Origin of the sequence: Paenibacillus sp. RC84, assembly GCF_041260495.1 — a bacterium.
In the GTDB taxonomy this organism is placed as follows: Bacteria; Bacillota; Bacilli; order Paenibacillales; family NBRC-103111; genus Paenibacillus_F.
Map to the genome: position 1 here is coordinate 50,533 of NZ_JBGBYL010000015.1, position 16,792 is coordinate 67,324.

At 52.4% G+C, this 16,792-nt stretch carries 18 protein-coding genes and 1 other RNA gene; 17 read left to right on the forward strand and 2 right to left on the reverse strand.

Annotation, left to right across the window (positions count from 1 at the left end; all coding sequences use genetic code 11):
* The first annotated feature begins 90 nt into the window (after nucleotides 1-90).
* Nucleotides 91-306 carry a hypothetical protein gene (locus ABH899_RS26960; RefSeq protein ID WP_370001901.1) on the forward strand — a complete coding sequence of 72 codons (216 nt, stop codon included), beginning with the start codon at nucleotides 91-93 and terminating at the stop codon, nucleotides 304-306.
* 14 nt (nucleotides 307-320) lie between these two features.
* Here the strand turns inward: ABH899_RS26960 and ABH899_RS26965 are convergent, their stop codons facing one another.
* Nucleotides 321-1,499 carry a S8 family peptidase gene (locus ABH899_RS26965; protein WP_370001902.1) on the reverse strand — a complete coding sequence of 393 codons (1,179 nt, stop codon included), beginning with the start codon at nucleotides 1,497-1,499 and terminating at the stop codon, nucleotides 321-323.
* Between the two features lie 370 nt (nucleotides 1,500-1,869).
* Between ABH899_RS26965 and rpoE the strand changes: the two genes are divergently transcribed.
* From rpoE to ABH899_RS27050, 16 genes are all read left to right on the forward strand, one after another.
* A complete protein-coding gene (rpoE, locus tag ABH899_RS26970) occupies nucleotides 1,870-2,457 on the forward strand; it encodes a DNA-directed RNA polymerase subunit delta (protein WP_009671589.1) in 588 nt (195 codons plus the stop codon).
* A gap of 301 nt (nucleotides 2,458-2,758) precedes the next feature.
* Nucleotides 2,759-4,375, forward strand: coding sequence for a CTP synthase (locus ABH899_RS26975; RefSeq protein ID WP_009671614.1), 1,617 nt, complete (start codon nucleotides 2,759-2,761; stop codon nucleotides 4,373-4,375).
* A 159-nt stretch (nucleotides 4,376-4,534) separates the two neighbouring features.
* Entirely contained in the window at nucleotides 4,535-4,915 is a 381-nt protein-coding gene (locus ABH899_RS26980; protein WP_009671611.1) for a response regulator, read from the forward strand.
* Between the two features lie 156 nt (nucleotides 4,916-5,071).
* On the forward strand, nucleotides 5,072-5,926 hold the full coding sequence (gene fba / locus ABH899_RS26985) for a class II fructose-1,6-bisphosphate aldolase (protein ID WP_009671622.1): 855 nt from the start codon (nucleotides 5,072-5,074) through the stop codon (nucleotides 5,924-5,926).
* Nucleotides 5,927-6,267: 341 nt separating this feature from the next.
* The gene (locus ABH899_RS26990; RefSeq protein ID WP_009671631.1) at nucleotides 6,268-7,527 is read left to right on the forward strand and encodes a UDP-N-acetylglucosamine 1-carboxyvinyltransferase; all 1,260 of its coding nucleotides are present in this window, start codon (nucleotides 6,268-6,270) and stop codon (nucleotides 7,525-7,527) included.
* Between the two features lie 93 nt (nucleotides 7,528-7,620).
* A complete protein-coding gene (gene rho, locus ABH899_RS26995; RefSeq protein ID WP_009671576.1) occupies nucleotides 7,621-8,913 on the forward strand; it encodes a transcription termination factor Rho in 1,293 nt (430 codons plus the stop codon).
* A 54-nt stretch (nucleotides 8,914-8,967) separates the two neighbouring features.
* Entirely contained in the window at nucleotides 8,968-10,230 is a 1,263-nt protein-coding gene (locus tag ABH899_RS27000) for a radical SAM family protein (RefSeq protein WP_009671628.1), read from the forward strand.
* Nucleotides 10,231-10,334: 104 nt separating this feature from the next.
* Nucleotides 10,335-10,532, forward strand: a complete 198-nt coding sequence (gene rpmE / locus ABH899_RS27005; RefSeq protein WP_016423669.1) for a 50S ribosomal protein L31 — start codon at nucleotides 10,335-10,337, stop codon at nucleotides 10,530-10,532.
* Nucleotides 10,533-10,632: 100 nt separating this feature from the next.
* The gene (locus tag ABH899_RS27010) at nucleotides 10,633-11,034 is read left to right on the forward strand and encodes a hypothetical protein (protein ID WP_370001905.1); all 402 of its coding nucleotides are present in this window, start codon (nucleotides 10,633-10,635) and stop codon (nucleotides 11,032-11,034) included.
* Between the two features lie 94 nt (nucleotides 11,035-11,128).
* An RNA gene (gene ffs, locus ABH899_RS27015) (signal recognition particle sRNA large type) lies at nucleotides 11,129-11,393 on the forward strand.
* A 261-nt stretch (nucleotides 11,394-11,654) separates the two neighbouring features.
* Nucleotides 11,655-13,031, forward strand: coding sequence for an ATP-binding protein (locus ABH899_RS27025; protein ID WP_483312625.1), 1,377 nt, complete (start codon nucleotides 11,655-11,657; stop codon nucleotides 13,029-13,031).
* Nucleotides 13,032-13,117: 86 nt separating this feature from the next.
* Nucleotides 13,118-14,854 (forward strand): DNA polymerase III subunit gamma/tau, encoded by a 1,737-nt coding sequence (dnaX, locus tag ABH899_RS27030; RefSeq protein ID WP_370001907.1) that lies wholly within the window; start codon nucleotides 13,118-13,120, stop codon nucleotides 14,852-14,854.
* Nucleotides 14,855-14,889: 35 nt separating this feature from the next.
* Nucleotides 14,890-15,201, forward strand: a complete 312-nt coding sequence (locus tag ABH899_RS27035; RefSeq protein ID WP_009671602.1) for a YbaB/EbfC family nucleoid-associated protein — start codon at nucleotides 14,890-14,892, stop codon at nucleotides 15,199-15,201.
* A 62-nt stretch (nucleotides 15,202-15,263) separates the two neighbouring features.
* Nucleotides 15,264-15,860: a recombination mediator RecR gene (gene recR, locus ABH899_RS27040; protein WP_009671618.1), complete on the forward strand. Its 597-nt coding sequence runs from the start codon at nucleotides 15,264-15,266 to the stop codon at nucleotides 15,858-15,860.
* 173 nt (nucleotides 15,861-16,033) lie between these two features.
* A complete protein-coding gene (locus ABH899_RS27045; protein ID WP_370001909.1) occupies nucleotides 16,034-16,309 on the forward strand; it encodes a YaaL family protein in 276 nt (91 codons plus the stop codon).
* Entirely contained in the window at nucleotides 16,306-16,569 is a 264-nt protein-coding gene (locus tag ABH899_RS27050) for a pro-sigmaK processing inhibitor BofA family protein (RefSeq protein ID WP_370001911.1), read from the forward strand. Before ABH899_RS27045 ends, ABH899_RS27050 begins: the two co-directional genes overlap by 4 nt.
* Nucleotides 16,570-16,609: 40 nt before the next feature.
* Here ABH899_RS27050 and ABH899_RS27055 read toward each other — a convergent pair.
* The coding region (locus tag ABH899_RS27055; RefSeq protein WP_370001912.1) for a hypothetical protein at nucleotides 16,610-16,792 on the reverse strand (183 nt) is incomplete at its 5' end.

Sequence of the window (16,792 nt, forward strand, 5' to 3'; positions counted from 1 at the left end):
GCGCTTCCAGCCCCTGTGCACAGGGGCTGTGCGTCAAGCACGGCGCTAGCTGCCAGCACGTCGTGGAGCGCCGCTTGGCGGCGGCTGAGCATGGGCGGCTTCACTCGGCTGTCCGGACCGGGCTGTCCATTCCCGTTGAATGGGACAGCCTCCGGCTGCGTCCCGTTCTACGGGGACGCAACCGGAGTAGCCGCCCTGGACCACCGGGTTTCCCCGCTCGTGGCTGCAGCCGCTTGCGCGCGGCACTTCCGCGGGCGGGTCAGCGGCCTTGCCGCTTCACGGCGCACCAAAACAAACCAAACCTGACGCTTTCAGCGGTGTCAGGTTTGGTTTGTTTTGAGCAGGGCGGTTACGGCGCGCCTCGCATGGATGAGGCCGGGAGCATCCGTGCCTTCCGGCTGCTTCGCTTTCGTGAGCGGCGTTGCGCTTCGCCGGAGAATTTGCTTGATCTGCTGCGGCCGCAGGGAGGGCCTAACCGACAGCATAAGCGCGATGACGCCGCTCACATGCGCCGTCGCCATCGAGGTGCCGCTGAGCTCGTTGTACTTGCCGTGCAGCCAACAGGAATAGATGCTTTCCCCCGGAGCAAAAATGTCTATGCGTTTGCCGCGGTTGCTGAAGGGGGCGACTTTGTTGACCTTGGTCGTGGCTCCTACGGAGAAGACACTCGGAAAACGCGCCGGATAGTCAATCGCAGCCCCTTTGCCGTCGTTGCCGGATGAAGCGACGACGATGGTGCCGGATTGATAAGCGTTTATCACCGCTTCCTCCAGCGCCCGGCTGTACGTTTTCATCCCGAAGCTCATATTGATGATGTCCAGGCCGTTGCGCACGCACCAGTCGATACCCGCCACAATGTCCGAAACGAACGCGCTCCCGTTCATGTCGAATGCTTTAACCGCGTGGATGATGGCCTTTGGAGCCACCCCGACAATGCCTATCCGTCCCGCCGCGGCGATGGTTCCGGCTATATGTGTACCGTGTCCGTTGTCGTCATAAGGGGGCTGGTTGCGGTTGAGCAGGTTGATGCCCCGGGCGACCGAAGCCTGCAAATCCGGGTGGTAGTAGTCGATGCCGGTGTCGATAACGCCGATCGTGACGCGGCTTCCTTTAGCTTTTTTCCATACGTCCGGAGCTTTGATCTGTTGGACGCCCCAGGGGATAAACTGAGAGCCTTCGGAAGTTTTTTCGACGATTTCCGATGTCTTTACTGTCTTTCTGGGCCGCAGTTGGATATTTATGGACGCATCCTCTTCAATAGAGAGAACGGCGGGATGCTTAATCAGTTCCGCACAGTTACGGATAGGGCAAGAGATCCCCCGGATCAGTTTCAGATCATAGACGGAGGACAGGCTGGAATGTGTATCTTTGTGCAGGCGGATAAGCTCGGTGACCTGGCGGTAATCCCGATCGCTCTGGAAAAGAATGATGTGCCGGCGCTCCCCCTGCGATGCCTGGATTTCTTCATGCAGCATCATGAGCAATCGTTTCGAGTCCAAAGCCCCATTCCTCCCATAAACCGAAGGTGCAATTCTGGCTTATTATATGTACAGGTCGGGGGGCCCGACTGAGATTAAGGCCCCTTTCCAAATAAATAGGTGCATTGCCGTGTCAACGTGCTCTTGCCTACATAACATAAAGGGAGAGGTGAAACATCTCTCGGTTTCAAGGGGCGGAGATGGGCGGATCGGCGATTCGTTCGTAACCGCAGGATACAGTCGGGAAGCGGAGGGAAACCTTCGCTTTTACTCTTGTTTCGGGGGACAGGCGGGCGGGAGTTGCATTTTTACATAAAATAGGTTTTACTTAAGGATGAAATGGGATAAGGTAGTTAAAGTATTGTTAATACGGTGAAGGGAAGTGCCACAAATGAGTAGCCCGTACACACTGAAAATCAAGCCGGAAAAAGCCGCGGAAATGCCGATGGTGGATCTGGCGTTTGAGGTGCTTAAAGCGGCCAACACGCCGTTCTATTATCGCGACCTGATGCAGGAAATCGCGAAAATCAAAGGCTTGGCTGAAGATGAAACGATGAATGTCATTGCCCAACTATATACAGAGATTAATATCGATGGCCGTTTTGCTTGCGTCGGAACAAACCTGTGGGGCCTGAAGCGCTGGTATCCGGTCGAGAAATCGGACGATGCCGTAGGCAACGCCAAGCGTCCGCGTATCATCAACGACGAGGACGACGATCTCGACGAGGATCCGTACTCCGAGGAAGAAGAATACAAAGAAGAAGAGTACGATACTTTCACGGCGGACGGCTTCGACAAGAATGACGCCGAAGAAGAAGAAGAGGAAGAAGAGGAAGAGGAAGACACCGAATTCTTCGAGGAAGAAGAGCTGGACGAAGAACTGGAAGACGCCGAACTCGACGAAGAAGTGGATGAAGAATCCGACGATGAATCCGACGACGATGAAGATTTCGAGGCCGACGACAAGAAGGATAAATAATTCATCGCGGCGGTTCTTGACAGAGGATGTCGTTCTTAGTAAACTATTGCATGGGCTTTAAAAAGAACGACCAAATTTACGCCATATAAAAAGTGCCCCGTATACCACGGGTGTCACTTTTTTTTGTTTTTTCAGGGACATTATTTGATGTCCCGGAGGTTTTGGTGGAAGCCTAGAAGGGACCGGCCGTTTTCTTGGACTGCCGCATATGCGGCAGGCACTCAGGCGTTCGGTCCCCCACTTTTGTACGGCGAACCTTTATGCACCCAAGAATTTAGATATGCTCGAAAGGAGTTCTCAGATGACTAAGTATATTTTTGTAACCGGGGGTGTCGTTTCCTCGCTCGGTAAAGGCATCACGGCGGCTTCTCTGGGCCGCTTGCTCAAAAACCGGGGTCTGAAAGTGACCATCCAGAAGTTTGATCCCTACATTAACATCGATCCGGGGACGATGAGCCCTTACCAGCACGGGGAAGTTTTCGTAACGGACGACGGCGCCGAGACTGACCTCGATCTGGGTCACTATGAACGGTTTATTGACATCAATCTCTCTAAGAACTCCAACGTAACGACGGGTAAAGTGTATTCTTCCGTTATTACCAAAGAGCGCAGAGGCGAATACCTGGGCGGAACGGTACAAGTTATTCCTCACATTACAAATGAAATCAAGGACCGCGTGTTCCGTGCCGGCCGCGAAGCGGGTTCGGATGTAGTGATCACCGAAATCGGCGGAACCGTGGGCGATATCGAGAGCCTTCCGTTCCTCGAAGCGATCCGGCAGATCAAGAGCGACATCGGCCGCGAGAACGTGATGTACATTCACGTCACCCTGATTCCTTACATCAAAGCCGCGGGCGAAGTCAAAACGAAACCGACCCAGCACAGCGTAAAAGAGCTGCGCAGCCTCGGTATCCAGCCGCACGTGATCGTCTGCCGTACGGAGCATGCTCTTACGGAAGACATGAAACGCAAGATCGCCCAGTTCTGCGACACCGATCCGGAAGCGGTCGTGGAATGCCTGGACGCCGAGACCTTGTACGAAGTGCCGATGATGCTCAGAGAGCAGGGGCTTGACGATATCGTCGTCAACCACTTGAAACTCGGCGGCTCGGCGCAGCCGGACATGACCGAGTGGGAACAGCTCGTCCAGCGCGTCAAAGGCTTGAAAGAAACGACCGAGATCGCCATCGTAGGCAAGTATGTCGCCCTTCACGACGCTTACCTCAGCATTGTGGAATCTCTGGGCCATGCCGGCATCGACAACGGAGCCGAAGTGAAGATCCGCTGGGTTAACGCGGAAGAAGTGTACGATCACAACGTGGACGAGCTTCTCGGCGGCGTGGACGGCATTCTCGTTCCGGGCGGCTTCGGAGACCGCGGCATCGAGGGCAAGGTTATCGCCATCCGCCATGCGCGCGAGAAGAAGATTCCGTTCTTCGGTATCTGCCTGGGTATGCAGGTTGCGGTGATCGAGTATGCACGCGCGCTTGCCAACCTCGAGGGAGCGAACAGCTCCGAGATCAACCCGGTTACGCCTTACCCGGTTATCGACCTGCTGCCTGAGCAGAAGGATATCGAGAACCTTGGCGGAACGATGCGTCTGGGACTCTACCCTTGCAAACTGGCGGAAGGTTCCCTGGCCATGCAGTGCTACAATGACGAGCTTGTGTATGAACGTCACCGTCACCGGTACGAGTTTAACAACGAATACCGTGAAATGATCGAATCCGCAGGGCTGCGCATCTCCGGTACTTCTCCGGACGGCCGTCTGGTCGAAATCGTCGAGCTTCCGGACCACCCTTGGTTCCTGGCCGTTCAATTCCATCCGGAATTTACGTCCCGTCCGAACCGTCCGCAGCCGCTTTTCCGTGAGTTCGTGAAAGCAGCCTTTACCTATAAGCAAGAATCCCGGGCGTAATAGCCGGGATTTTTCTTTTTTTTACTTATTTGTTCATTCTCGCGGATGGTAGGGAGGAAATCGGCAAGTCGATAGCGAAGTAGGGGGGAGTTCGAGTTCGCACGGCTGCAAAGTTCATATTCGGAACTCAGCCTTGAGCTTGTGGAAGGAGGCTTTCCCGTGAGTAAAAAAATCCTAATCGTGGACGATCAGAATGGAATCCGGATGCTTCTTATGGAAGTGTTCAGCAACGAGGGTTACGAAACCTATCAAGCGCCTAACGGCAAAACCGCCTTGGAGATTGTTAAAACGCATTCTCCCGATCTGGTCCTTCTGGATATGAAAATTCCAGGCATGGACGGTTTAGATATTCTGAAGCACGTCAAAAGTATCGATCCCTCCATCAAGGTCATCATGATGACCGCCTACGGAGAGCTGGATATGATCAAAGAAGCCACGGAACTTGGGGCCATCATGCACTTTACAAAACCGTTCGATATCGACGAATTGCGACTGGCTGTTCATACGCAGTTGATTGAAACTACACCGCTGGGATCCTGATTGCAAGGGTCCTTTTTTTGTGAAAACTTTCACGTCACCCGGCAGGCTCGGTTACGTTTTATCAGGGAGTGTGCTATAATAACACCGTATGACAAAAAGAGCGGCAGCGCATCTTAAAAACGATCAAGCCAACACACACAGTAGGAGGAAGAAATCATGCCATTGGTTTCGATGAATGAATTTTTACCTAAGGCTAAAGCAAACAAATTTGCGGTAGGCCAGTTCAACATGAACAACCTGGAGTTTGCCCAAGCGATCACGGAAGCGGCTATGGAGCTGAACTCTCCGTTCATCTTCGGTGTCAGCGAAGGCGCGCTCAAGTATATGGGGATCGAATACACGGTAGCGATCGCGGAAGCGGCTGCCAAGCAGTCCGGCCTTCCGATTGCTCTTCACCTCGACCACGGCAGCTCTTTTGAAGTGGCTATGAAATGTATCCGTGCCGGCTTCAGCTCCGTTATGTTCGACGGTTCCCACTACTCTTATGAAGAGAACGTACGCCTGACCAAAGAAGTCGTAAAAGCCGCGCACGCAATGGGCGTTTCCGTTGAAGGCGAGCTTGGAACGATCGGCGGCGTTGAAGATGATATCTCCGTAGACGAAGCTGATGCTAACCTGGCTAAGCCGGAAGAAGCGATCCGCTACTACGAAGAAACCGGAGTCGATTGTGTGGCAATCGCGGTCGGAACTGCACACGGCATGTATGCAGGCGAGCCGAACATTCACTTTGACATCATCGAGAAAGTTTCGCAGGCGATCCCGATTCCTGTCGTTCTTCACGGCGGATCCGGCGTTCCCGACGAAATGATCAAGAAAGCGATCGCAGCAGGCGCAGGTAAAGTTAACGTGAACACGGAGAACCAAGTGGCCGCTACAGCCGCTATCCGTGAAGTTCTCGGTGCCGACGCTAAAGTATACGATCCTCGCAAATACCTCACCCCAGCACGCAAAGCGATGGTTGAAGTCGTGAAATCCAAAATTCAACTGTTCGGCAGCGCTAACCAAGCTTAATACCGATTCAGATAGAGACAGAGACGGGAAATGCATCTTAACGGATGCATTTCTCTCTTCTATTTTAGGTTCCGTATCCATCCCAGACGCCCCATACTCCCTTAAAAGTTGACAACGCACGCAAACTGCGTTTTATTTAGATATGTACGCTTGATTTCTATCCGATATGTTTATTTTGTGAGCCGGAAGCCAGCCCCCGATTTAACGGGCGGCCTTCTATTTTTGTATGCAGCCAGACACAAGCTGCTTCTAGTTGTTGCAGCAGGTCACTTTTGATTTTTTTACAAATTGTAGTTAAGCAGCTAAGCTATCTACCGGAAGCAGGGGGAAGATAACGCATTATGGAAAAATTAATGATCGCAGGCGGACGTCCGCTCAAAGGGACAGTAACAATCAGCGGGGCCAAGAACAGTGCCGTTGCTTTAATACCCGCCGCGATACTCGCCGAATCGACGGTTACCTTGGACAATTTGCCGCATCTCAGCGATGTGGCTATCTATACAGAAATTCTTAGCGAACTCGGGGCTTCCATCGAATGGAACAACGAGCAGATGATTATCGATCCGAGCGCCATGAAGAGCAAGCCGATGCCCAACGGCAACGTAAAGAAACTTAGAGCCTCCTATTATCTCATGGGAGCCATGCTGGGAAGATTCGGTGAGGCCATAATCGGTTTGCCGGGCGGCTGCAATTTCGAGCCGCGTCCGATTGATTTGCATATCAAAGGATTCGAGGCGCTGGGCGCCGAAATTTCGAATGAGAACGGCTCGCTGCATATTCGGGCCAAACAGCTCCGCGGAGCCAAAATTTATTTGGATATGGTCAGTGTAGGCGCAACCATCAACATCATGCTTGCCGCCTCCCGTGCCAAAGGCTTCACTTTGATTGAAAATGCGGCCAAAGAGCCTGAAATTATAGATGTAGCAACACTTCTCAACTCCATGGGAGCGAAAATCAAAGGAGCCGGGACGGAAACGATCCGCATCGAAGGGGTAGACGAGATGCACGGGTGCCGTCACTCCATTATCCCTGACCGTATCCAGGCGGGGACCTACATGATTGCCGCAGCCGCAACGCGGGGAGACGTGACGGTAGATAATATTATTCCGAAGCATATGGAAGCCATGACGGCCAAGCTGCAGGAAATGGGCGTTGAAATTCACGAGATGGATGAGTCGATCCGCGTGGTGGGTCGAGCTCTTTACGACAGTATAGATGTAAAAGCGCTGGTTTATCCCGGCTTTGCGACGGACCTTCAATCCCCGATGACGAGTCTGCTTACGCAGACCACCGGTGTGAGCATGCTGACGGACCTTGTCTACAGCAACCGGTTCAAGCATGTGCCTGAACTGGTCCGCATGGGAGCCAAGATCAAAGTGGAGGGCCGGACAGCCGTCATCGAGGGAAGCACGCTAAGTGCGGCGAAAGTGAAAGCAAGCGACCTGCGGGCAGGCGCAGCCTTGGTTATTGCGGGTCTTACCGTGCCGTCCGATGTTACAGAGGTTACAGGCGTGGAATATATTGACCGTGGTTATGAGAATCTTGTTGCCAACCTGACTCTACTTGGCGCGGAAGTATGGCGCGAGAACGGCGAAGAATAGGCCCGGAATAAGAAAGCGGCCTTAGGGCAACACTGGGTACTAGCTTTTTAGATTTATGGAATTAATAACTTACTAGTTTGGTGGTTGAATAGAATGGATATGCACCTCGCGCAGTTGGAGGCACTCAAGCTTACGGAGCTTTATAAGCTCGCCAAAAAATATCAGATCCCGTACTATGGGCAGCTTAAGAAAAAAGAGCTCATCTTTTCCATTCTGCGGGCCCAGGCGGCGGAAAGCGGCCTCATGTTTATGGAAGGAGTTCTGGAGGTTCTGCAGGAGGGCTTTGGTTTCCTGCGTCCGATTAACTACCTTCCGAGTACGGAGGACATCTACATTTCTGCCTCCCAGATCCGTAAATTCGACCTCCGCTCAGGAGATCTTGTTTCCGGCAAATGCCGTCCGCCGAAAGAGAACGAGCGTTATTTCGGACTTCTGCATGTGGAAGCCGTCAATGGCGAAAGCCCAGACACGGCGTCCGAACGTCTGCACTTCCCGGCTCTCACGCCGCTGTATCCGCAGACGAAAGTTGTTCTCGAAACGTCTCCCGAGAAGCTCTCGACGCGTATCATGGACCTCATGGCACCCGTCGGTCTCGGACAGCGCGGTCTGATCGTTGCGCCTCCGAAAGCGGGGAAAACCCTGCTTCTCAAAGAAATCGCGAACAGCATTTCCACGAATTATCCGGAGATTGAGCTATTCGTTCTTCTGATCGACGAACGTCCGGAAGAAGTGACCGATATGCAGCGTTCCGTCAAAGGGGAAGTGGTCGCTTCCACTTTCGATGAGCTGCCGGAAAATCACATCAAGGTAGCGGAGCTTGTTCTGGAGCGCGCGCAGCGTCTTGTGGAACATAAGAAGGACGTCGTCATTCTTTTGGACAGCATTACCCGTCTGGCTCGTGCTTACAACCTTGTGGTTCCTCCGTCCGGCCGTACATTGTCCGGGGGGATCGATCCGGGCGCATTTCATCGTCCGAAGCGTTTCTTCGGTGCAGCCCGGAATATCGAAGAAGGCGGCAGCCTGACCATTCTGGCCACCGCGCTTGTCGAAACGGGGTCACGTATGGATGACGTCATTTATGAAGAATTTAAAGGCACCGGGAATATGGAGCTTCATCTGGATCGCAAACTTGCGGAACGCCGTACATTCCCGGCTATCGATATCCGCCGTTCGGGCACGCGCCGCGAAGAAAGTCTACTTACCAAAGAAGAACTCGAGAAGGTATGGGGATTGCGCAAAAGCATGAACGATACTTATGAATATACGGAAGCCTTCATCAAGAAACTCGGTGAGACGAAGACGAATCAAGAATTCCTGGATTCCCTGGAGACCAACAACGGGAACGTAACGTTGGGTAAAGGGAAAATGAAAAATTCCGCTTCCTGATTATAGGTTGTTGAAAAATTCGCTTCCATCTCCCATTCAAAGGAGTACCTGACAATGAATGTGGTTTATGCGGACCCGTCCGGCAATGTATTCGATCATCCCGATTACGAAGCGCTCGGACGGAGTGCCGATCAGATTGTGGAACTATTGGAAGAAGAGCTGATCCCGCTGCCGGAGGGAGCGACTTTGGTAAGTCTGCCTCATACGAGAGCGGTCGGGATCAACACGGAAACGGGCGAAATGGAAGTTCTGCCCGGGGATTTTGCGGCCGTTGGCGCGCTTCTGCCCCAGGGCTTTACACGACTTATGCTGCCCGGTTACGTGAAAACCGATAAAGAGGAGAAGTTTCCTCTGTTCGGTTATACGGCCGTCGTGTGGAAAGACGGGGCCTTCTATGTCGCCGCGGAGCAGTGCGACGATCCGGAACCGTGGAACCCGCGCAACTGCGATCCGGACGAGCTAGAGGTCGGCGTTGAAAAGCTGCGCGCCCGGTATCCGGAGAACCGCCTGTACGAGCACCTGTCCAAATGCGCGCTGGAATACGAATGCCTGACCGCGTCAAACACCTTCCTGAACCGCTGGGAAGGCGCGGTGCCGGTTTCTTTCTCCTGCAACGCTGGCTGCTTCGGCTGCATCTCCGAACAACCCGACGACAGCGGATTTCCCGCTCCGCAGACTCGGATGAACTTTAAGCCGCAGGCTAAAGAGCTCGCCGAGGTTATGCTGGAGCATCTCAAGACGCCGGACAGCATTATTTCCTTCGGTCAAGGCTGCGAAGGTGAGCCGTCCACGCAGGCCAAACTCATTATCGAGGCGATGCGCGAAGTGCGCAGCCGTACCGATATGGGCTATATCAATATCAATACCAACGCCGGGTTAAGCGACCATATCCGCGGAATTGTAGACGCGGGGCTTGACCTCATGCGGGTCAGCACCATCTCGGCTCTCGACGATCACTATAACGCGTACTACAAGCCGCGGGGATACACGCTCGCCAACGTCGAGAAATCGCTGAAATACGCTTCAAGCCAAGGTGTCATCACATCGATCAACTATTTGATTTTCCCGGGTGTAACCGACCGCGAAGAAGAAGTGGAAGCGATGATCGAATTTGTGCGCCGGACCGGACTTCGTCTGATTCAGATGAGGAATCTCAATATCGATCCGGAAAGCTATCTGAATCTGATTCCGAAAGCCCAAGGCGATATTCTGGGTATGAAGCAGATGCTGGACATTTACCGTGAGGAACTGCCCGATGTGGTAATCGGTTCATATACGCATATCCCGGCTTTCTTCGACCGTGCACAGCGGGCTTGAACAACCCCATTGCAATAAAAGATACATTCATGCTATAATGAGTTTATGTGTCATCATAACTCTGGTTCGACGAATAGATCCAGGGCGGAAAGAGGTGAATGGGAATGAAACAAGGGATCCATCCCAACTATCACGAAACAACGGTAACTTGCGCATGCGGCAACACTTTCGAGAGCGGTTCTGTTAGAGAGAACCTCCGCGTAGAGATTTGCTCCAACTGCCATCCGTTCTTCACCGGCAAACAGAAGTTTATCGATGCCGGCGGTCGTGTGGACAAGTTCAAGAAGAAATACGGTATCTAATTCGAGGTTTTTCCTCAATTCGGATTGCATAACACAACCCCCCCGGGTCATCCTAATAGCGTGCCTTGCACGAACCAGGATACCAAGGGGGGTTTTTGCTTTGGGAAACGTTATTGTCAAACGGTCCGCAGGAGGCTTACTGGCCGGTCTTGTGATGGTCGCAGCCATAACCGGATGTAGTCCGGGTCAGCCGGCCGGTCCGAAAGCGTACAATTACTCCAGTGACGGATATTTGGGCACGACAAGCGCAAATCCGAATCTGGCGTTAAACCCGGGCTACCACACTTACCAGGCCGACTCTGACATCGCGCTGTCGGTGTTGGGAAGGCTGAAAGGCGTTGTGGACACTCACCTTCAGTTTAACGGTCCGATCGGTTACGTGAAGCTGTACGTCTCGCCGGGCACACCGCCGGAGAAAGCGGCCGCGATCCGGGCACAGGCCGAGCAGGATCTGCACACGCAATTGCCGAGATACCGGTTTATCGTTACCGTTAAACGGTAGAAAAACGCTTTTATTCCAGGATCTTGTCGCTGTCTTTTGGTAAGTTTCTCCTCGGAGTTGCACTTTGCTTCACAATGGGCTATACTTATTTTTGCCGTGCTAGACGGGGAGGTAGCGGTGCCCTGTTGCCCGCAATCCGCTGTAGCGGGGTTGAATCCCTGTTAGAGGTACTGTCGATGTGAGGTCTGGCCTTTACACGTGGTGTTGAGAGTCGGGTCCTTCGCAATGAGCACCAGTGAACCCGGTCAGGTCCGGAAGGAAGCAGCCGTAAGCAGGACCGCCCATGTGCCGAGGGGTTGCCTAACTTGAGCTAACGATAAAGGTACGTTCGTATCGCTTTATCAATAACAGGTGCACGGCCTTATATAAGATTACAAAAAACGAGCCTTCCGGCAGCGGAGGGCTTTTTTTGCGTTCTCTTTTTCTACATAAAAATGACAGTTCGTCGATTTTTGTTTTCCAATAGAAGGAAAATGCTAAAAATGAGAGAATAGGTAAACATTCGCAGTCTTTCGGCTTAAAGCTGTTATAAAGAGGGGGAAGGACAAATGTTGGATGCCAGCCTTCATCATATAGGGGTGTTCATTTCCGCAGCTGAGCTGGGAGTAAGATTGGAAGAAATGTTCAAGGGCTGTTTGATTGTAGCCAATGCCCACAATGAGATGGTGTACGTAAACGAACCATTTTTGAAACGTACCGGATATACCGCGGAGGACATGAAAATGGCGCCTTTTTCGGAGGTCATCCAACTTCCTGAACCGGTTGACCGTTTTTATAGCCGGCATTTCGATACAGGCAGCGATAGGACGGACGCTAAGTATCCTATCGCGATCGTAAAAGACAGTCAGGGGTTTATCCAGCTGCAAAAATGCAGCATGCTGTTTGCGGAAGTGAACAGCATGCCTCACTACCTCTTTCTGCTCGACGACCTGGAGGAAATGTCGGAACAAAATTTGCTCCAGCGCTTCTCGGGTACCTTTTTAAGGGATGTCAATCTGGGCGTTCTGCTCATAGATACCGAATTCCGGCTCGTGGATATCAGCGATATGGCCTGCCGGGTGCTGGGCTTTCATAAAGAATCCATCCTGTTCAAAAGAATAGAAGATATCTTTGCTTCGATCCCTCCGGAACACCGGCTTGTTGAGAGAACTCTTCTGGACGGCAGAATCGTAAGGAATCATGCGGTATCTTGGATGAACAATCAAGAACGGTACGAACTGCTGCTGGATTCCAACTTACTGAGGGACAATGAAGATCAAATCGTTGGCGCTTACATTATTTTTAAAGATGTGACCAATCTGCGGTCTCTCGAGGCCCAGGTTCAGCGGAGCGACCGCCTGGCCATGATCGGGCAGATTGCTGCGGGTACGGCGCACGAAATCAGAAATCCGTTAACGTCGATTAAGGGATTTTTGCAGGTGCTTAAGAAGACATTCGAATCCAAGGATATGGCCAAAGAGCAGGGTTATATCGATGTCATGCTGGATGAGATCAACCGGGTAAACGAACTGGTGAACGAATTTCTTCTCCTCGGCAAGCCCAAGAACGTCCTGCTGCAGAAAATCGACGTTTCCACGGTAATCAAAGGAATACTGCCGATCATCAACAATGAGGCGATTCTGCATAAAGTGCACATGAACTACGAAGAATCCAGCGGACTGCCACCCGTTATCGCCGACCAGGAGCTTTTAAAGCAGGTTTTTCTGAATATATGCAAAAACGGCATTGAGGCGCTGACGGATGGAGGCACCCTGACCATAGTGGAAAAGCTGGATCCCGACGGCAGATTCGTGAATATCGAAGTGCACGATACAGGCCCCGGAATCCCGGTTTATGTTATCGATAAAATATTCGATCCGTTCTTTACGACCAAAGAGGAAGGAACGGGACTCGGACTGTCGGTCTGCCAACGGATTATCCACGATATGGGCGGTCATATTCGCGTATCGTCCAAAGGCTACGGAACGACCTTCACTGTCAGCATCCCCTGTATCTGATCCCCGCGCTTTCCGAGTTTTAATCCCGCCCGGGTTATAGTATAATGGGTTCAATAATTCAGAACGAATTATTGGAGAGTAAACCTATGACACATATTGCTTTATACCGGACTTGGCGATCCCAAGCATTCCGGGAGTTAGTCGGCCAGAAGCCGATCGTACAGACGCTGCAGAATTCTCTGCGTGAACAACGATTTACCCATGCTTATTTATTCAGCGGTCCCCGCGGTACAGGGAAGACGAGCGCGGCCAAGATTTTGGCCAAAGCCGTTAACTGTGTGCACGGACCTGCCGAAGAACCGTGCAATGAATGTGAAGCCTGCATCCGGATCTCCCAGGGCTCGGTCATGGACGTTGTCGAAATCGACGCCGCATCTAATCGCGGTGTGGAAGAGATTCGCGACATCCGGGACAAAGTGAAATATGCACCGACGGAAGTTCGGTACAAAGTATATATCATCGACGAAGTCCATATGCTGACCACCGAAGCTTTCAACGCCCTCCTCAAGACGTTGGAGGAGCCGCCGGCTCACGTTATCTTTATTTTGGCTACGACGGAACCCCACAAGCTTCCCGCTACTATCATCTCCCGCTGCCAGCGGTTTGATTTCCGCCGCGTGTCGATGGAAGAACAGGCCGGGCGGCTCGCCTACGTGTGCCGTGAAGAGAACATCGCTATCGAAGAAGAGGCTCTTCACTATATTGCGCGCCTGTCGGAAGGCGGGATGCGGGATGCCTTAAGCTTGCTGGACCAGGCATCTTCTTTTGCCGTGGGAACCATTGCCGCAAGCGATGTGGTCGCCATGACGGGCGGTCTGGCATCGGATCAGTTTGAGAAACTGGTCGGAAGCATGAAGGAGCAGGACATTGGCGCCGCACTCGAACTGATTGATCAGTTTATGCAGGAAGGCAAGAGCGCGGATAAATGTATGGAGAACCTGATCCATTATTTCCGCGATCTTCTGATGATCCGTCTCGTTCCGGATTCGTCCGTGCTGACGGAACGCGTTTTCGATGTCGCCAGGCTGGATCAGGTTGCGTCCCGTTTCGGGACCGACCAGCTTATCACGATCATCGAAGTGCTGAATCAGTACCAAAGCGAGATGAAATATTCCGTGCAGCCGCAGACGATCTTGGAAGTCGCGGTTATGAAAGCATGCGGAGCCATTGCTTCGGGAGGCGGGAGAAGCATGTCTGAGGCCCCGCCGGCTTCCCGCTCGGCGGCTGAACCGGAACCGGAAGCCCTGTCCCAGCTTACCCGCAGAATCCAGCAGCTGGAAGAGCAGCTTGCCAAGCTGATGCAAGGGGGAGTCCCCGCTGCGGGGGCGCAACAATCCCGGTCTCCGGTAGCGCCGCGTTCGTCTAACGCTGCGGTGCGCAAGGCTTCGGTCCGGCTGGACGATTTCACTGCTGCAGTCGACAGCCACCATACCCGTGCCCTGCTCGGCAAGTGGACGCAGATTTTGGCTATGGTCAAGGAACGGAAGATCACCGTTCATGCCTGGCTGGTGGACGGAGAGCCCGTCGCGATTCACGGAGACACGGTTCTGGTGGCCTTCAAAAGCGCTATGCACCGTGACACGACGGAGAAACCGGCCAATAAGCAGCTGATTGAGCAGGTGATTTCCGAAGCGCTTGGAGAAACGCTTAAGCTGGCGACCGTCATGCAGAAAGAATGGAAGGAAGCCCGCGAAGGCGCCTCCGAGCCAGCCAGGGAAGAAATGACGCTGCAAGCCGAAGACACGGAACCCGACAAGGAACCGTGGGTGGACGAAGCGATCAAACTGTTCGGCGAAGATCTGGTGAGCATTAAGGATGAATAAGGGATCAGCCCCATTAAGACGAAGGAGTTGGGAATATGAATAACATGAACCAAATGATGAAACAAGTGAAGAAAATGCAGGAACAGATGCTGAAAGTCCAAGAGGAACTCGGGAGCAAAACCGTCGAAGGAACGGCCGGCGGCGGCGTGGTTACGGTCACTGCGAACGGGCATAAGAAAGTGACGGCAATCGCCATTAAGCCGGAAGCGGTCGATCCGGACGATGTCGAAATGCTGCAGGACCTTGTTCTGACAGCCGTGAACGATGCGCTTAACAAAGCGGAGGAACTGGCCGGCAAAGATATGGGTAAATTTACGGGCGGAATGAATATTCCCGGTCTGTTTTAAGGTAAAGGGCTTCGTAAGAAGCCTTTTTTCCATCTTTATTTACAAAAAGGAGAAACTTGGCGTTGCATTATCCAGAACCGATTTCCAAACTAATCGACGCATTTACACGTTTGCCCGGTGTCGGCCCCAAAACAGCCGGACGTCTGGCTTTTCACGTTCTCCGTATGAAGGAAGAAGACGTGCTTGATTTTGCCAAGGCGCTCGTGAACGTCAAACGCAATCTGCACTACTGCTCCGTCTGCTGCAATATCACGGACATCGATCCGTGCCGCATCTGTCAGGATAAGAGCCGCGATGGGTCCGTTATCTGCGTGGTTCAGGAGCCGAAGGATCTGGTTGCGATGGAGCGGACGAGAGAATTCGACGGCTACTATCATGTGCTGCACGGCGCCATTTCTCCTATGGAGGGCATTGGACCGGATCAGATTCACATTGCCGAACTGTTGAAACGTCTCGGAGACGAGCAGGTTAAAGAGATGATTCTGGCAACCAACCCCAACATAGAAGGAGAAGCTACGGCCATGTATCTTTCCAGGCTGGTTAAAGGCTTCGGCCTTAAGGTGACCCGTATCGCGCACGGTCTTCCTGTCGGGGGAGATCTAGAGTATGCGGATGAAGTAACGCTCACCAAGGCGCTTGAAGGCCGCAGAGAGATTTAGGCGGCTCTCTTCTTAGTTTGCACTGCATTCTTGATTGAAAATAAAATGTGGTCCGCCTTTCTTTTTGAAGGCGGTTTTTTTTGTTTTCGGACAGGTTCTAATCAGGTCTCTCTTCTCCATAGGATATTAAAGACGACAGGCTCATGGTGATTATGAGTACAAGGGGGAAAGGTATGAGTGACCTGAGGAAGGGTGCATTCTTGTTTCAGCGGGGGACGCAAAAGACAGTGGAACAGGACAAGCAGGAGCTGCTGGCCGAGATCAGATTGGCTCATTCGCAGTGGAAAACGGCGCAGCACCATTTCGAGCACGCATTGGAAAAAGACGAAATCGATTATGCCATCTATGCGGTGGAGGCGGCCGAAAAACGCTATGAAATGCTGCTCAGGCAAGCTAAAAAGCTGAACGTGACGTCCGCTTATCATATTACTGCGGAGGTGCGGGGATGAAAACGGCCGTATGGGGAATGCTTGCTTTGTCGGCCGGAGCCCTGCTGATTTTGCTGGTTCGCCAGCCGGGGGCCCGCAAAATTTTTTCAAGCATCGGTGTACATGTTGTAGTAGCGGCGTTTCTTCTTTATGGTATACAGCTGTTAAGCGGATATACCCGGTTCGAACTGCCGATCAACATCTATACGGTAGGGACCGTGTCCGTTCTAGGAGTACCTGGATTGATGCTTCTGGCCGCTCTTAAAGTCGTGCTTGTGTAAGCTGACGGCGTTTATATTTCATATGGTTAAAATTGTATGTTTAAAAATTGTTGACTTCATATTTATCACGTGGTATCTTATTTAAGTCGCCGCTGAAACACGGTGCCAACAACGAGGCTGACAAGCCGAGATTGTCCTTTGAAAACTGAACAACGAGTGATTGAAGCGTCTCAAGCAATTGAGACATTAATGAGAAGAAATTCTCGTCAGCAACGAATTTTTG